Below are 13,801 nucleotides of genomic sequence, written 5' to 3'. Positions count from 1 at the left end.
AACGTGGGTCCCTGTTTTCATCTGGTGAAAATATGTTTCCCGATCCGTTTGATCTGGGGTCGGCTCCAGATCCATTTCGATTTGGCCCGGGCAGGATTGAAGTAAAACAACGCTCCGTTGGTGGGGTCCCACCCATTCAGCGCGTCCCGTACCGCTTTGAATGAGTCACGGTCCGGTTGCATCCAAATTTGTCCGTCTGCCACGGCCTCAAACGCCATGGGTTGAAAAATGATGCCGGCGGTCGTATTGGGAAAACGATCGCTTTTGAGACGGTTCAATATCACCGCCGCGACGGCCACTTTTCCGATGTACGGTTCCCCGCGCGCCTCGGCGTGAACGGCATGGGCCATCAGTTTGATATCATTCCAGGACAATTGCCTAGCCGTTTTCCGGTATACACGTCTCGCCTGAACCGTCCTCACACCACCCGGTCGCCATCTTCTCGTCGCTTTCCACAATTTTGCCCGGGTTTTGGCATCGGTCAGGCCCGTCACCCGCAATCCGAACGAATACTGGAACAACCGAACCGCCCGGTAAGTCCGCCATGTGTAAATCCCGTTGATCTTGCCGGTGTAGAAACCCAAAAACCGGAGCCTTCTCTGCAATTCCCACACATATCCTCCACGGTCGCCGGGCTTGTACACTCTGGCACGAGGAACCGGCAGCGAAACCCGTTTGGCAACGTGCTGCGATTCCACATTGGCTTTCGCCGTCGATTGCACGGAAACAGCGTGTCCGCCGTTGGGAACAACGGAAAACAACAACCGGGGGGCATCGCTATTGACCACGGAAACAAGCGCTTCTCCCATCACGGAGAAGGTCAACATCAAAGCACAACAGAGAAGCCATTTCCGCCTCATCACACGGTTCAACCCTCTTTCAGGTTGGAATTCTCCTGTTATTATGCCGTGTGAATGAGATTCTATTCCCCCATACGCTGCAACCAATCCGTCCGTTCATCCAACGTTCTGCACGTTGACTTCCCGGGAAGCGGTCGAACTCATGCAGGGCAGCGCCCGCCCACACCGGATCAGAGCGTCATCGCGGACGCGACGACGCGCCGCCTTCAGACCCGTGTAAGGCGCCTTGTCCTCTGTCACAATCACGTCGTCCGTTGCCCCAACGCCCGTGTTCATCGACGTGATGCCCATCCTGTCATTTTCAACCATATGTCAGGGAGTCCAGAATCTCTTCCAAGCTCAATTCCGCACAGGCCATCGAGGTATCCGCGGCACCGTAATACATTTTCACCGTGTCGCCTTCCACGATTGCCCCGCACGAGAATACGACATTGCCAAAAAACCCTTCCTTTTCATAATCCGTTTCCGGTTCCAGAATCGGTTGGTCGGAACGGGCTATCACGACGGCAGGATTGTTGAGGTCAAGAAGCAACCCGCCCATACAATATCGATTCTCCGGCGTCGCGCCATGATAGAGCACCAACCAGCCCCTTTCCGTTTTGATGGGGACAGCACCGCCGCCAATGCGTCCGCTGTCCCACATCCCGTCTCTCAGACCGATCAGGTGTTGATGGTTTCCCCAATGAAGCAAATTGTCGGATTCCGCGATCCAGATTTCCGGTTTTCCAATGCTTTTGAGTCCGGGGCGATGGAGTGCATAGTATTTTCCGTTCACTTTTTCCGGAAAAATCACGATATCCTTGTTTTCCGGGGGAAAAATCATGCCATGATGTTGGATGGTGACAAAATCCTTGGTCGATACCATCGCCCCCCCAATGCCGAGCGGGGACATGGCCGTGAAACAGATATAATAGGTATCTCCGATTGGCGTGACGCGCGGATCTTCAATGCCGAATGATTCCAGTTTGTTGGATGGATAAAGAAACGGCTTTTCGTCTATGGTAAAGTTCCGTCCGTCTTTACTGCGTGCGATGCGAATATAGGACAGGGAAGTCAAGTATTCAATTTCCTGGAGATTGGATGACTTTCGAATCATTCGCGGGTCCGAAAAATCATATCGCTCATCATCCCGGTGAAATTCGATGATTTCCAATTCATTCGTATCCGGATGACAAACCGGCGCTTTCACGATCTTGGGATCATGACTGATCGGGCGTTCAGCAACGCGGAGCAGCATCAATATTTCATCCTTGTATTTCGCAATTCCGGCATTGAAAGCGCCGATCACTTCAAATCCATCATGATATGGGTTGATATCTGCCGGGGTAATCAATGGATTTTCTTCATACCGGTACACGTTGACCATCTATTTTCCCCACCTTATTTTTTCAAATGCGAGGAATGGATCACGCATGGTGATTCGCTGTGCTTCAGCATCACCCACACCGGCATACAGGTCTGCTGTTCCATCCTTCTTGCGAACCAACCCGCCGCCAAATACGACATCGGACAAATCCGGACGTTTGGCGGGTCCTTCCAAAAAGTCGGAACGCGCCGCAATGAGCTGGATATCCGAATGTTCACCGGTCATAGGATCAAGCGCAAACACCATTGGATAATAATGCCGTTTTCCTTCTTCATCAATACGGGCGATATGCCCCAGCACCCCGATCAACCCGTTTGACAGAAGATGGGCTTCGTTTGCTCCGCCCCATTCTTCCTCCATGAATTGGTCTAAGATGGGGGCTTCGTGAATCACTTCGAGCGTCAAATGTTCCAGTGAAGGGATTCGCACGAAACCGATCTTTCCTCTTCCCCCTTTTTCCCCTTGGGGTCGCGTCAACACCCCGATGGAACCATCCGGCAATTCGATCAGACGAAGGTCTTTCATGCCATCCGGGCCGGTAAACATCTTTTCCAGGCGATGAATGTTGGCTCCCTTGTAAAATACCGTGCGCCAACTCAACGCCCGTTCATCGGCGGGATGCGGAAATACCTCCACACCGCCGAAAACCAACTCCCCGCCGATGCGGGTAAAAAAGGGGTCCTGCAACGAAAAGATCGGGGCGTCTTCTTTGGGAATCCATTGCTCCCCGCGCCGAACGAAGAAAATCACTTCCGAATGCTCACTGTCACGGGGTTCCACGCGGCCGGCGATCACGGTTTCTTCGCCATCTTGAAAAGGTGCCGTAATATTGTACACATCCTTTTCCCCGACTCCGATGAAATTCATTTTGGTTGGGTTGAACGGTTTTTGTTCATTTTTCGCATACTTCTCCAGTAACACGGAAGAGGGTTGGACACCGCTCTTTTTCAGGGTAAGCAATGTTTCATCCTCCTTATGCCATGTCGATTTCAGATGAAATTGCATTCCCTGTTGAAACTTCTGGGAGAACCAAGCGAATGAGCGGGCACCTTCAACTTTTGCGAAAAAGACGTTTACATGGCCATCTCCCCTGGAACAAAATTTGCAGCCGGCTGACCCCGTCCAACTTCGCCACCTTGACAAACAATATGAGGATGACTTGAACGAAATGAGTCAACTGAGGGATTTGCAGATCATCGTCCAATCTATCATATAACCCGTTGTGAATCAGGAAAAACGGTAGAATGAACAAAATGACTGCAGAAAATATATGGGAAAATGGCATTATCATGGAAGTTCCCTTCACTTAAATGGCACATCCAGATGGGCAGCGCAGTTAAAAAAATGCCTGACAGCAACCATGTCAGGCATATCAGAGCTCCGGAAACACAGTCATGTAGCTGTTCGTCCGTTCCCACCAGGTACGCCCCTCATGAGTTCTGCCGCATTGCGTCATGCAGCAGCTGTTTCAGCTCGGCTGTCCATTGGGGGGTTACTTCCAACAGGTTTTGGGCGATGCCGGATTGTTGCACGGCTTCTTGTCCTTTCTCCCATGGCAGGAAATGCAGCAAGTTAACCATGATCCATACCAGCAAAACAGCTTGCAAAGCGCCCAAAACCAAGCCGCCGATTCGGTTCAATACCGATAATACGGGTAGCTGGGCCAACTGATTGAGTAACCTGGACAAAATCGAGATCACCAGTTTGGTTCCGAAGAACAACAGCAGAAACGCCATCACCGTATACAGAGCGCGTTCCAACGGCAACAGGCGCATCAACCCGTCTCCGGTTACCGATTCGGGCAAGGGGACATTTTTCTGCAGAACCGGTGTTACTTCGTCGGTGAAGTAAAAGGCCACCACCCACGCCAAAATCAAACCGGCCAACGACGCGGCCTGCATAATCAAGCCGCGCCGATATCCCCGCAACAATCCCCCGACAAACAAGAGCAGGATGATCCCGTCCAGTATATGCATGCTCATCCGCTCCTCACGGTTGATCGTCTTCGATCAGATGCAGGATCTCGTCATGTTCCCGTTTCAGTTTCATGTAGGCATCCGCGATATTGACGGCCGAAAGCACCGCCAGACGCGTGGTATCCAACCGGGGATTGGCCTGCGAGATCATCCGCATCGTTTCGTCAACATGGTTGGCTACTTCCCGCATGTAGCTGGGACTGGCTTTTCCGGTGATATTGTACTGTTGTCCAAAAATCTCCACGCTCAATTTGTTTTTGGTCATCGATTGCAACCTCCTTCACCAAGTGAAGGTGAGACTGCCTGACAACATCCATTTCGACACAAGGGGTCCGTTTTCCCTGTTGTTCCTGAGAATTCGATTTGAAATGACCGGGTGTGTCGGTTGCTTTCATTCAGGTGTGCCTTTTCCCCCTTTCGCATATGGGAAAAGGCACACCCTCCCCTTACGTCCAAAAGAAATTGGCGAACACAGCCTTACTGGCGCAACTGCGCACCACATGTCGCTGCAAGATGATCGATCACCGCCTGATGTACCCGGTTGACCTCTTCGTCGGTCAGCGTACGATCCTTCGTACGGTACACCAATGAATAGGCTACGCTTTTCTTTCCTTCCCCGATCTGTTCTCCTGTAAACACGTCAAACAACGTGACCGATTCCAGCCATTCACCCGCCGCTTTTTTAATCTCTTGCTCGACTTTGCCAACCAAAAGATCCCGATCCACAACCAACGCCAAATCGCGGGTTACTGCGGGATGACGGCTCGGCGCTTCGAAATGGACATCCGTTTGTGCCGCAGCAAAGACAGCCGACAGATCCAACTGACACACCATCGTGGGGCCGAGATCGTATTGTTGGGCCACTTGCGGATGCAGTTGCCCCAAAATGCCGATGACCTGACCGTCCACCACGACTTCCGCGGTGCGTCCGGGATGAAAACCGACCGGTTGGACCGCACGGTATTCCACATTGTGGATGCCCAAACGGTTCAACAGGGCTTCCAGCACGCCCTTGGCCGTATAAAAATCATTGGGCGACGAGGGTTGACGCCAGTTGGTCGGCAGCGATTTTCCGGCAAGCAGACCGGCCAATTCCCATCGTTCTTCCGGCAAATCGGTCAACTTCTTCTCGTTTGTATGGTAGGTTTTCCCGATTTCAAAGATGGCGACGCGTTCTTGTTGCCGTTTCAGGTTGTATTCGGCCGTCTCGATCAGATGCGGTACCAGGCTTGTCCGCAATACGCTCCGCTCTTCGCTCATCGGCATGGCTACCCGAATCGGTTGCCCCTCTTGGTTGATCGAGGCGATTTCGCTTCCCAGTCCGGGGGAAGTCAAACTGTAGGTGATCACCTCATGCATGCCCAACGTCCGCAGGGTGTGACGAATGACACGGACAAGCTGTTGTTCGCGGGTCAACCCGCCGGGCGATTGCTGTCCCCACGGCAATGTGGCTGGAATGTTGTCGTATCCATAGAGTCGAGCCACTTCTTCGATCAGATCGACTTCGATGGCAATATCCGGCCGACGCGTCGGCACCTGTACACGGTAGACACCATCTGTCACCTCTACCGGAAAACGCAGCCGACGGAAAATATCCAGCACTTGCTTTTCTTTCAATTTCACGCCCAACACGTGCGTCAACCGATCATGACGCAGCTTCACGGTCAGCTCGTCGACATCCCCGACGCGCTCTGTTGCCACCTTGGATACAACCCGCCCGCCGGCGTAAAGAACGAGCAATTCCGCCGCACGTTGCAGAGCGGGAATGATGCGTTCCGGATCGACAGATTTTTCGAAGCGGGTGCTCGCTTCCGAGCGCAGCCCCAACTTGCGCGAGGTCCGTCGAATGACAGGCGGGGAGAAAAAGGCTGCTTCCAGCAGGACACGCGTCGTTCCCTCGGACACCTCGGAGTTGGCGCCTCCCATCACCCCTGCAATGCCGATCGGACGGCTGCCGTCGGTGATGAGCAATGTCTCCTCGTCGCACGCCCGGGTGACGCCGTCCAGCGTTTCAATCGTCTCACCGTTCTGTGCCCGACGTACGACGATGCGCCCGCCGTTGGACAGTTTATCAAAGTCAAATGCGTGCAGGGGTTGACCGTACTCAATCATCACATAGTTGGTGATGTCCACAATATTGTTGATCGGACGAATCCCGGCGGAAATCAGCCGGTTTTGCATCCACTGCGGAGATGGACCCACTTTCAGGTTATCGACCACCTGCGCGGCATAGAGCGGACAATCTTCATCCGATTCCACCGTGATGTCCACGCCAATTCCGTCCCCCGTCGGTTCCAGCGCTTCCGGCTCCGGCAGACGTACTTCGCGATCCAACACGGCAGCCACTTCATAAGCCACGCCGATCATGCTGAGACAGTCGGAACGGTTGGGCGTCAGGTCCAGCTCCAACACCTGATCGTGCATGCCCAACACGGTGCGCACATCGGTACCGATTTCAGCCTCGTCGGGCAATACCATAATGCCCTCCCGCTGTTGTTTGGACAACACTTTTTCCGGGAATCCCAACTCCTGCGCGGAGCAAATCATCCCCTGCGACTCCACGCCGCGGAGTTTGGTCCGCTTGATGGTGACCCCGCCCGGCAGGGACGCCCCTTCCAAAGCGACGGGAACCAGTTGTCCCTCAGCCACGTTGGCCGCGCCGCAAACGATGGTCAACGGCTGATCCTTACCGACATCCACTTGGCATACTTTCAACCGGTCCGCCTGCGGATGGGACTCGGTCGCCAACACTTTCCCCACGACCACATTGCGAATCCCCGTGTCCCGTGTGTAAATCACGTCCACGGCCACACCGCTCTGCGTCAAAGCGTGGGCGACATCTTCCGGTGACAGCCCTTCCAGATCCACATATTCATTCAGCCATTCATAAGATACCAGCATGCCACGTCTCCTCCCTCAAACCGATTGGAATTGCCGCAAGACGCGCAGGTCGTTGGTGTAGAAATGACGGATATCATCGATCCCGTATTTGAGCATCGCGATGCGCTCCACGCCCATTCCGAACGCAAAACCGGTATATCGCTCGGCATTGTAACCCGATTTTTCCAACACGTTGGGGTGCACCATCCCCGCCCCCAAAATTTCGATCCATCCGGTTTCCTTGCAAATGCGGCATCCTTCGCCACCGCACGCCATGCACGACATGTCCATTTCCAGACTCGGTTCGGTAAACGGGAAATAGCTGGGACGGAACCGGAATTCATGATCCTCGCCGAACATCTGTTTCGCAAACGCCAGCAACGTCCCTTTCAACTCACTCATGGATACGCCGCGATCGACGACCAATCCCTCGATTTGCATAAATTGGTGCGAATGGGTAGCGTCGTCATCATCCCGCCGATACACTTTTCCCGGACAAATCATGCGTACCGGCACTTTGCCCTCTTTGGCCTGCAACGTGCGCACCTGCACCGGCGAAGTTTGCGTCCGGAGCAGAATCTCCCGCGTGATGTAAAAAGAATCCTGCGTATCCCGGGCCGGATGATCTTTGGGCATGTTGAGCGCTTCGAAATTGTACCAATCCTTTTCCACTTCCGGTCCTTCGGCCACCTCAAACCCCATGCCGATAAAGATGTTTTCCACCTGCTGGATCACTGCGGTCAACGGGTGAATCGCCCCCAACGGCCGGGGCACGCCCGGAAGGGTGACATCGATTGTTTCCTCTTTCAGTCGCGCTTCCATGGCCGCCGCTTCCAGCGCAGACTCTTTTTCATCCAATTTCCGCTCCAGCGTTTGACGAATATCGTTGGCCAACTTCCCGATCACGGGACGCTCTTTTTCAGACAACTCGCCCATTCCGCGCAGAACGGCGGTCAGTTCCCCTTTTTTGCCCAAGTATTTGACACGCAATTGCTTTAACGCTTCCAGATCCTTTGCGCCCTGAATCGCTTGCTCCGCTTCCGCTTTCAAGGCTTCCAACCGCTCACGCATCACGGACACTCCCTTCTTATGCCTATGTAATAAAAAAATCTCTGCGCCCAAAGGGACGAGAGATTCGCGGTACCACCCTTTTTGGACGACGAAAGTCTTAACATGAAACCGGCCCCTTCTCTCGGGCCGATGAATCAGGATACGCCCAGTCTTCGTCATCCCGCTTTTCGTGCGATAACGAGCACCGCCGGTACCCCCTACTGCAGGTTCAGGGGACAGCTCCGGAGCGAATTTCGGCGAGCCGCTTCCTGGAGGTGCTTTCAGTCGCGGCACCTCCTCCCTGTCAAGGGCGCACTGCCTACTCCTCTCCTTCACAGCCGATTAAAATTATGAAGAAAATTTCTTTTTCAGTATAACGAAAACCTTGTTTCGTTTCAACAGTTTAGTGCCCCCCGCGATGTTGGCGCAGGTACTCATACAACAGCAACGATGCAGTGATGGAAACATTGAGCGATTCGGCTCCTCCCGGCATCGGAATGGAGACTTCGCTGTTTACCCACCGCATCAGCGCGGGATCCACACCCCTTCCTTCGTTGCCCAGCAAATAGGCCGTACGACCCGGATACGATACATCAAAGTGGACGTGCTCCCCCCGGGGATGGGTTCCCACCACACAGTAACCGGCGGATCGCAGTCGCGGAAGTTCCTCATGTAAATCGATCATACGAATGGGCACATGGAACAGCGCACCCATGGCGGCCCGGACCACTTTCGGGTTATAAGGATCGACGGTTCCTTTCCCCAACCATACGCCAGCCGCACCCACCGCCCGGGCGGTTCGCAACATGGTTCCCACATTGCCGGGGTCCTGCACGCCATCCAACAGTAACAACACGCCTTCGGCGGGAATCGCCCGATCCGCCTCACCTTTGGGGATTTCCACTTCCGCGGCGATTCCCTGCGGTGTTTCCGTATCCGCCAAAGTGCGATATAACCGGGACGGAAGGAAGTACACCGGCGCGTTTTTGTTCCGCTTTTCCCACCACGGTCGATGCTCGGCTTCCCGACTCTGATCGACAATCAATGCCCTCACTCGCCATCCGGCCTTGACGGATTCCTCCAGCAAATGTTCCCCTTCGATCCACAAAGTACCCAGTGACTGGCGACCTTTGCGCGACTGAAGTTTCCTCCAGCGTTTGACCTGGTCGTTGTGCTGCGACGTGACAATGATCGGTTTCAAATTATGCATGCTCCTCCAATTGTTTCAGATTGTCATTGCTACCGATCACCACCAGCACATCTCCTTTGTGGATGACATCCCCTGCCGCCGGAGCGATATTGATTTTGCCGTCTCGCGATTTGATCGCCATCACATTGCAACCGTAGCGGGCCCGAATGTCCAACTCCTGCAACGTTTTGCCGGCAAAAAAGTCGCCGGCGCTGATTTCCACGATGCTGTACCCCTCCGCCAATTCGATGTAGTCCAGGATGTTGGGAGAAATCAAATGGTGCACCACCCGGACGCCCATATCGCGTTCCGGATAAACCACCTTGTCTGCGCCGATTTTGTACAACACCTTTCCATGCAGATCATTGCGGGCTTTGACAACGATCTTTTTTACGCCCAGCTCTTTCAAAATCAACGTGGTCATGATACTGGCCTGAATATCTTCACCGATGGACACCACTACCACGTCAAAGTTGCGGATACCCAATGCCTTCAGTGCATTCTCATCGGTGGAATCGGCCTCGACCGCATGCGTGACGACTTGGGAAAAATCCTGCACCCGCTGGGGGTCCTGATCGATCGCCAACACCTCATATCCCATTTCGCTCAAGGTATTGGCCACACTGCCGCCGAAGCGTCCCAATCCGATTACGGCAAACTGCTTACTCACCTCTGTTCACCCACCTATCTGTGTTGGATTTGCTGCCTCATCCAGGGATAACTCGATGACGGACGGCTCACAATAGAAACAAAAGGAGGTTGTTGTCAGTGAACATCGATATCCGTGGAGCCGTCATCCACAATATTCAAGAGATGAACCCGCAAGAATTGAAAGAGATGGTGGTTGACTCGATCCAGCGAAGAGAAGAAAAACTCTTGCCCGGACTGGGGGTCGTTTTTGAAGTGATTTGGAAAAACAGCCAACCGGATGAGCAAGAACACATGATTCAAACCTTGCACAGCGCCCTGCCCAATGAAACGGCCATTCCACCCCGGCCGTAAAACCGTTTCTTCTTCCGGCCCCGGCGAAGGGAGGGAGCCGTTTCTCCCTGCACGCGGGCCGGCTCCCGTTCTCCCCATTATTTTATCCATGACACAAGCGATTTACCGTCGAACGGTCCAATTTCCGGATCACTTCGACCAGCAGCCGGATCAGGTTCTCCAAGTCATCCCGGTGGATAATGGAAGCATGGCTGTGAATGTACCGGGCGGGAATACCCAAGGTCAACGCCGGGACCCCGCGGCCGTGGAGGTGAATATGACTGGCATCCGTGGCTCCCCGCGGGAGCGTATCGGGCTGAAGCGGGATTCCCTTTTCCTCTGCCGTCTTTTGCACCAGTGCCAACAATCCGCGGTGAGCGAGATGTCCTCCGTCGGCCAACACCACGGTCGGACCCTCCCCCAACCGGGAAGCGGCTTCGTCCTTGCTGACACCCGGCGTGTCCCCCGCAATGCCGACATCCACGGCGAACGCCACATCCGGCTTGACGGCGGCGGATGCTGTAAAGGCTCCCCTCCGGCCTACCTCCTCCATCACTGTACCCACAGCCGCCACGGCATTCGGATGTTCAGCATGCCGCAACCGACGCAACACCTCAACAGCTACCGCACATCCGACCCGGTTGTCCATCGCTTTGGCCAACCACAGTTTTTCGTTCTTCAAAACCGTAAACGGAGAATGCGGGATCACCGGATCTCCCGGCCGGATGCCGAACGATTCCGCTTCTTCCCGACTGGAAGCCCCCACATCGATGAACAGATCTTCCGTTTTGACCGGCTTGTTTCGCTGTTCCGGCGGCATCAGATGCGGTGGCTTGGAACCGATCACACCGATGACGATTCCCTGTTTCGTATGTACCTCCACACGCTGGGCCGGCAACACCTGACTCCACCAACCGCCCAACGGCTGGAACCGCAGATATCCGTCGTCCGTTACCCGCGTCACCATGAAGCCGACCTCGTCCAGATGTCCCGCCACCATGACACGCGGTGCATCCTCCGTTCCCCTTTTCCAGGCGATCAAACCGCCCAGCCGGTCGGTCGTCACTTCATCGGCCACGGGTGTGGTCCAGCGCCGCATCACTTCACGAACGTTTCCCTCATGTCCGGGTGGACCGCCCGCATTTGTCAGCTCCGCCAACATCGAACGCAGCTCATCCGTCACCCTTTTGCTTCCCCCTTGTCTCCCGTTTGTGCGGAATGGATTCATCCAAACGTACCCTCATCACCACCGCTGTGAGTCCTATCTTACCACACCGCAAGCGGAAAAGGAAAAACGGAGTCATTTCCTTTCCGTTCAACAGAAAAAAAGCGAAGAAAACGAATTCTTCGCTTATCGGGCGGCTCTCGCAGTGGTTATGAAAAAGCGAGCGGAAAAACCCCTTCCTTCAGGGTTGGGTTGAAAGCGAGCGCCGGACGCGGGAGATCCTTGTCCCTCCGGTAAGTCCAACAGCATTTGGAAACAATCAAGTCGGGAAGTGCCCAAACACTGAAAACTGCCCTGCGCGCAAAAAAGGGATCACGATGTCCGGTCGGGCCACCGGGTTGATGGTTTGTGGGACGGGCTATCCGGTTTCCGTTTGGGAACGAACACTGTCAGTATTCGATCCCGCCACGTGGTCCGGATTCGCGATTCATCGACAGGGAACGGGATGCGAAAACTTTGGGTGAACATGCGTTGCCGGTCAATTCGCCGCTGGTTCACCGGGTCTGAATCCTGCACGACATGGGAATTGATGCGGATCACCAAAAACGGTCCCTCCATCCGCACATCGATCACATCATCTTCTTCGACCACACCAATCCGGGTCTGGATCACCATACCGTGAGCAGTCGGAGTGATCCGGCTCACCACGCGGCCAAACCCCGGAAAATCGTCCATCCATTTCTCCATCTCCCGAAACATCGCTCTCCAATCGCGCCAGACAAACGAAGAGAAACGGCGAAACGGCAAAGGCTCAAAAGGCATCATCATCGCCCCTTTTCACCCCAAACATCAATTAAAAAAACCTCCGTTGCCGGAGGCGTATGTGCATTTTGTTTAAAAACCGCCGAAGAACGGCGTGAACCCGAAGCCTCCAAACAACGAAAAGAATAAAACGCCGAGGATGATCAGGATCACGATGACCACGATCACCCATTTAAAACCGAACAGGCCGAAAAAGCTACTGGTTTTCGCCCCCTGACTCACACCGCAACCTCCTTTCCACAAGTTGGAGTCTTCAACAACATATGTCCGTCCATTCCGGTTCGTATAGACAGATGACCCGTTATTCAGCGGAATCTTCGTCGGGCGGAGCTCCGTTGACACCCTCTTTCCGGTATGTCTATGATGAGATGAGGCCTTTCACGATGGAACAGAATCCCCCGATGCGGAAATATGGATCGGGAAAATGATGTTTGCTGACGATATAGAAGATAGGATGTGTCTGGTCATTGAAACGATCCATGTTCTCTCAGGCGGGCGACTGACCAAGCCCGGCCGAGCGAAACCCGTATAGCACAGGAATGAAATCGCGGGCCATTTCCGCTGAGTGACGCATACTTAGCCCGCGTCCTGTACTCCAGCTCTGAAGTGGCCCTATCCGCTTCCTTGCGGGACGCAGGCGGAGCAACCCGGAAAACAATGGGACAGTATTCACCAGACACGCCACAGAGTGAAAGGAGGACGCACATGACCATCGCTCGGGCACTCACCATCGCCGGTTCGGACAGTGGCGGAGGCGCCGGCATCCAAGCAGACCTGAAAACATTTCAGGAATTGCACGTGTTTGGTATGAGCGCGATCACGGCGGTTACTGCGCAAAACACATTGGGCGTGACAGGCATTTACGAACTCCCCCCGGAAGCAGTCGCGCGCCAAATTGACGCCGTGGCCACGGATCTGGGAGTGGATGCGGCCAAAACCGGCATGATCGCCAATATTGAGATTATGGAAGTGATTGCGGAAAAAGTCAGAGAACATCGCATCCACCGATTGGTGATTGATCCGGTGATGATCGCCAAAAGTGGACATGCACTGTTGAAAGAGGACGCACGGGATGCGTTGAAACGCCTGTTGATTCCCCTGGCAACCGTGATCACACCCAATCTCCCGGAAGCGGAAGTGTTGACGGGCATGTCGCTTTCCACCATGGAACAACGCAAGGAGGCGGCCAAACGGTTGTTGGATATGGGGGTACATGCCGTCGTGATCAAGGGGGGGCACACCGACGACGAGGAAGCCGTCGATCTGTTTTATGACGGACGGGAATTCCGCACTCTGTCGGCGCCCCGTTTTCATACGCGCCACACCCACGGTACGGGTTGTACGTTTTCCGCGGCCATCACAGCCGAGTTGGCCAAAGGCGAATCATTGTGGGAGGCGGTGAAAACGGCCAAAGCCTTTATTACGGAGGCGATTCGCCACCCCCTTGACCTCGGGCAGGGACATGGTCCCACCAACCATTGGGCTTACCGGCAATTCAAATAGAAAGGTGGG

At 54.4% G+C, this 13,801-nt stretch carries 14 protein-coding genes and 1 other annotated feature; of the genes, 2 read left to right on the top strand and 12 right to left on the bottom strand.

Features of this window, described 5'->3' with window-relative positions; all coding sequences use genetic code 11:
- Positions 1-17: 17 nt before the first annotated feature.
- From sleB to JQC72_RS06005, 9 genes are all read right to left on the bottom strand, one after another.
- Complete coding sequence (gene sleB / locus JQC72_RS06045; RefSeq protein ID WP_302104552.1) at positions 18-860, bottom strand: spore cortex-lytic enzyme; 843 nt, start codon at positions 858-860, stop codon at positions 18-20.
- 301 nt (positions 861-1,161) lie between these two features.
- The gene (locus JQC72_RS06040) at positions 1,162-2,226 is read right to left on the bottom strand and encodes a BtaManbiosPhlase (protein ID WP_205493769.1); all 1,065 of its coding nucleotides are present in this window, start codon (positions 2,224-2,226) and stop codon (positions 1,162-1,164) included.
- Positions 2,227-3,186: an MTP-1 family protein gene (locus tag JQC72_RS06035; RefSeq protein ID WP_302104551.1), complete on the bottom strand. Its 960-nt coding sequence runs from the start codon at positions 3,184-3,186 to the stop codon at positions 2,227-2,229.
- 470 nt (positions 3,187-3,656) lie between these two features.
- Entirely contained in the window at positions 3,657-4,208 is a 552-nt protein-coding gene (locus tag JQC72_RS06030; RefSeq protein ID WP_205493767.1) for a CvpA family protein, read from the bottom strand.
- A gap of 7 nt (positions 4,209-4,215) precedes the next feature.
- Positions 4,216-4,476, bottom strand: a complete 261-nt coding sequence (zapA, locus tag JQC72_RS06025) for a cell division protein ZapA (protein WP_419179842.1) — start codon at positions 4,474-4,476, stop codon at positions 4,216-4,218.
- A gap of 203 nt (positions 4,477-4,679) precedes the next feature.
- Positions 4,680-7,103 carry a phenylalanine--tRNA ligase subunit beta gene (gene pheT / locus JQC72_RS06020; RefSeq protein WP_205493763.1) on the bottom strand — a complete coding sequence of 808 codons (2,424 nt, stop codon included), beginning with the start codon at positions 7,101-7,103 and terminating at the stop codon, positions 4,680-4,682.
- Between the two features lie 15 nt (positions 7,104-7,118).
- Positions 7,119-8,153 (bottom strand): phenylalanine--tRNA ligase subunit alpha, encoded by a 1,035-nt coding sequence (gene pheS / locus JQC72_RS06015; protein WP_205493762.1) that lies wholly within the window; start codon positions 8,151-8,153, stop codon positions 7,119-7,121.
- 48 nt (positions 8,154-8,201) lie between these two features.
- Positions 8,202-8,477 (bottom strand) — a binding site (T-box leader).
- A 58-nt stretch (positions 8,478-8,535) separates the two neighbouring features.
- Positions 8,536-9,333 carry a TrmH family RNA methyltransferase gene (locus tag JQC72_RS06010; RefSeq protein ID WP_205493760.1) on the bottom strand — a complete coding sequence of 266 codons (798 nt, stop codon included), beginning with the start codon at positions 9,331-9,333 and terminating at the stop codon, positions 8,536-8,538.
- A 1-nt stretch (position 9,334) separates the two neighbouring features.
- Positions 9,335-9,991, bottom strand: a complete 657-nt coding sequence (locus JQC72_RS06005; protein WP_205493758.1) for a potassium channel family protein — start codon at positions 9,989-9,991, stop codon at positions 9,335-9,337.
- Positions 9,992-10,089: 98 nt separating this feature from the next.
- Here JQC72_RS06005 and sspI point away from each other — a divergent pair, with 98 nt between their 5' ends.
- Positions 10,090-10,323: a small acid-soluble spore protein SspI gene (sspI, locus tag JQC72_RS06000; RefSeq protein ID WP_205493757.1), complete on the top strand. Its 234-nt coding sequence runs from the start codon at positions 10,090-10,092 to the stop codon at positions 10,321-10,323.
- Positions 10,324-10,405: 82 nt separating this feature from the next.
- Here the strand turns inward: sspI and JQC72_RS05995 are convergent, their stop codons facing one another.
- The 3 genes from JQC72_RS05995 to JQC72_RS05985 all read right to left on the bottom strand — a co-directional run bounded on the left by JQC72_RS05995 (position 10,406) and on the right by JQC72_RS05985 (position 12,511).
- Entirely contained in the window at positions 10,406-11,464 is a 1,059-nt protein-coding gene (locus JQC72_RS05995; protein WP_302104573.1) for a M42 family metallopeptidase, read from the bottom strand.
- Between the two features lie 375 nt (positions 11,465-11,839).
- The gene (locus tag JQC72_RS05990; RefSeq protein WP_205493754.1) at positions 11,840-12,289 is read right to left on the bottom strand and encodes an Hsp20/alpha crystallin family protein; all 450 of its coding nucleotides are present in this window, start codon (positions 12,287-12,289) and stop codon (positions 11,840-11,842) included.
- Positions 12,290-12,361: 72 nt separating this feature from the next.
- A complete protein-coding gene (locus JQC72_RS05985; protein WP_205493752.1) occupies positions 12,362-12,511 on the bottom strand; it encodes a hypothetical protein in 150 nt (49 codons plus the stop codon).
- Positions 12,512-12,994: 483 nt separating this feature from the next.
- On the opposite strand from JQC72_RS05985, the gene thiD reads away from it, so the two are divergent.
- A complete protein-coding gene (thiD, locus tag JQC72_RS05980; protein ID WP_205493750.1) occupies positions 12,995-13,792 on the top strand; it encodes a bifunctional hydroxymethylpyrimidine kinase/phosphomethylpyrimidine kinase in 798 nt (265 codons plus the stop codon).
- Positions 13,793-13,801 lie beyond the last annotated feature (9 nt).

Origin of the sequence: Polycladomyces zharkentensis, from assembly GCF_016938855.1 — a bacterium.
GTDB classification, from domain to species: Bacteria; Bacillota; Bacilli; order Thermoactinomycetales; family JIR-001; genus Polycladomyces; species Polycladomyces zharkentensis.
Note: the sequence above shows the minus strand (reverse complement) of the source record. Positions and strands in the feature narration are given on the sequence as shown.

Excerpts from the sequence above, each read along its gene's own strand:
- sleB (WP_302104552.1), bottom strand. The coding sequence starts at position 860 with ATGAGGCGGAAATGGCTTCTCTGTTGTGCTTTGATGTTGACCTTCTCC.
- JQC72_RS06040 (WP_205493769.1), bottom strand. The coding sequence starts at position 2,226 with ATGGTCAACGTGTACCGGTATGAAGAAAATCCATTGATTACCCCGGCA.
- JQC72_RS06030 (WP_205493767.1), bottom strand. The coding sequence starts at position 4,208 with ATGAGCATGCATATACTGGACGGGATCATCCTGCTCTTGTTTGTCGGG.
- pheT (WP_205493763.1), bottom strand. The coding sequence starts at position 7,103 with ATGCTGGTATCTTATGAATGGCTGAATGAATATGTGGATCTGGAAGGG.
- pheS (WP_205493762.1), bottom strand. The coding sequence starts at position 8,153 with ATGCGTGAGCGGTTGGAAGCCTTGAAAGCGGAAGCGGAGCAAGCGATT.
- JQC72_RS05995 (WP_302104573.1), bottom strand. The coding sequence starts at position 11,464 with ATGTTGGCGGAGCTGACAAATGCGGGCGGTCCACCCGGACATGAGGGA.
- JQC72_RS05990 (WP_205493754.1), bottom strand. The coding sequence starts at position 12,289 with ATGCCTTTTGAGCCTTTGCCGTTTCGCCGTTTCTCTTCGTTTGTCTGG.
- thiD (WP_205493750.1), top strand. The coding sequence starts at position 12,995 with ATGACCATCGCTCGGGCACTCACCATCGCCGGTTCGGACAGTGGCGGA.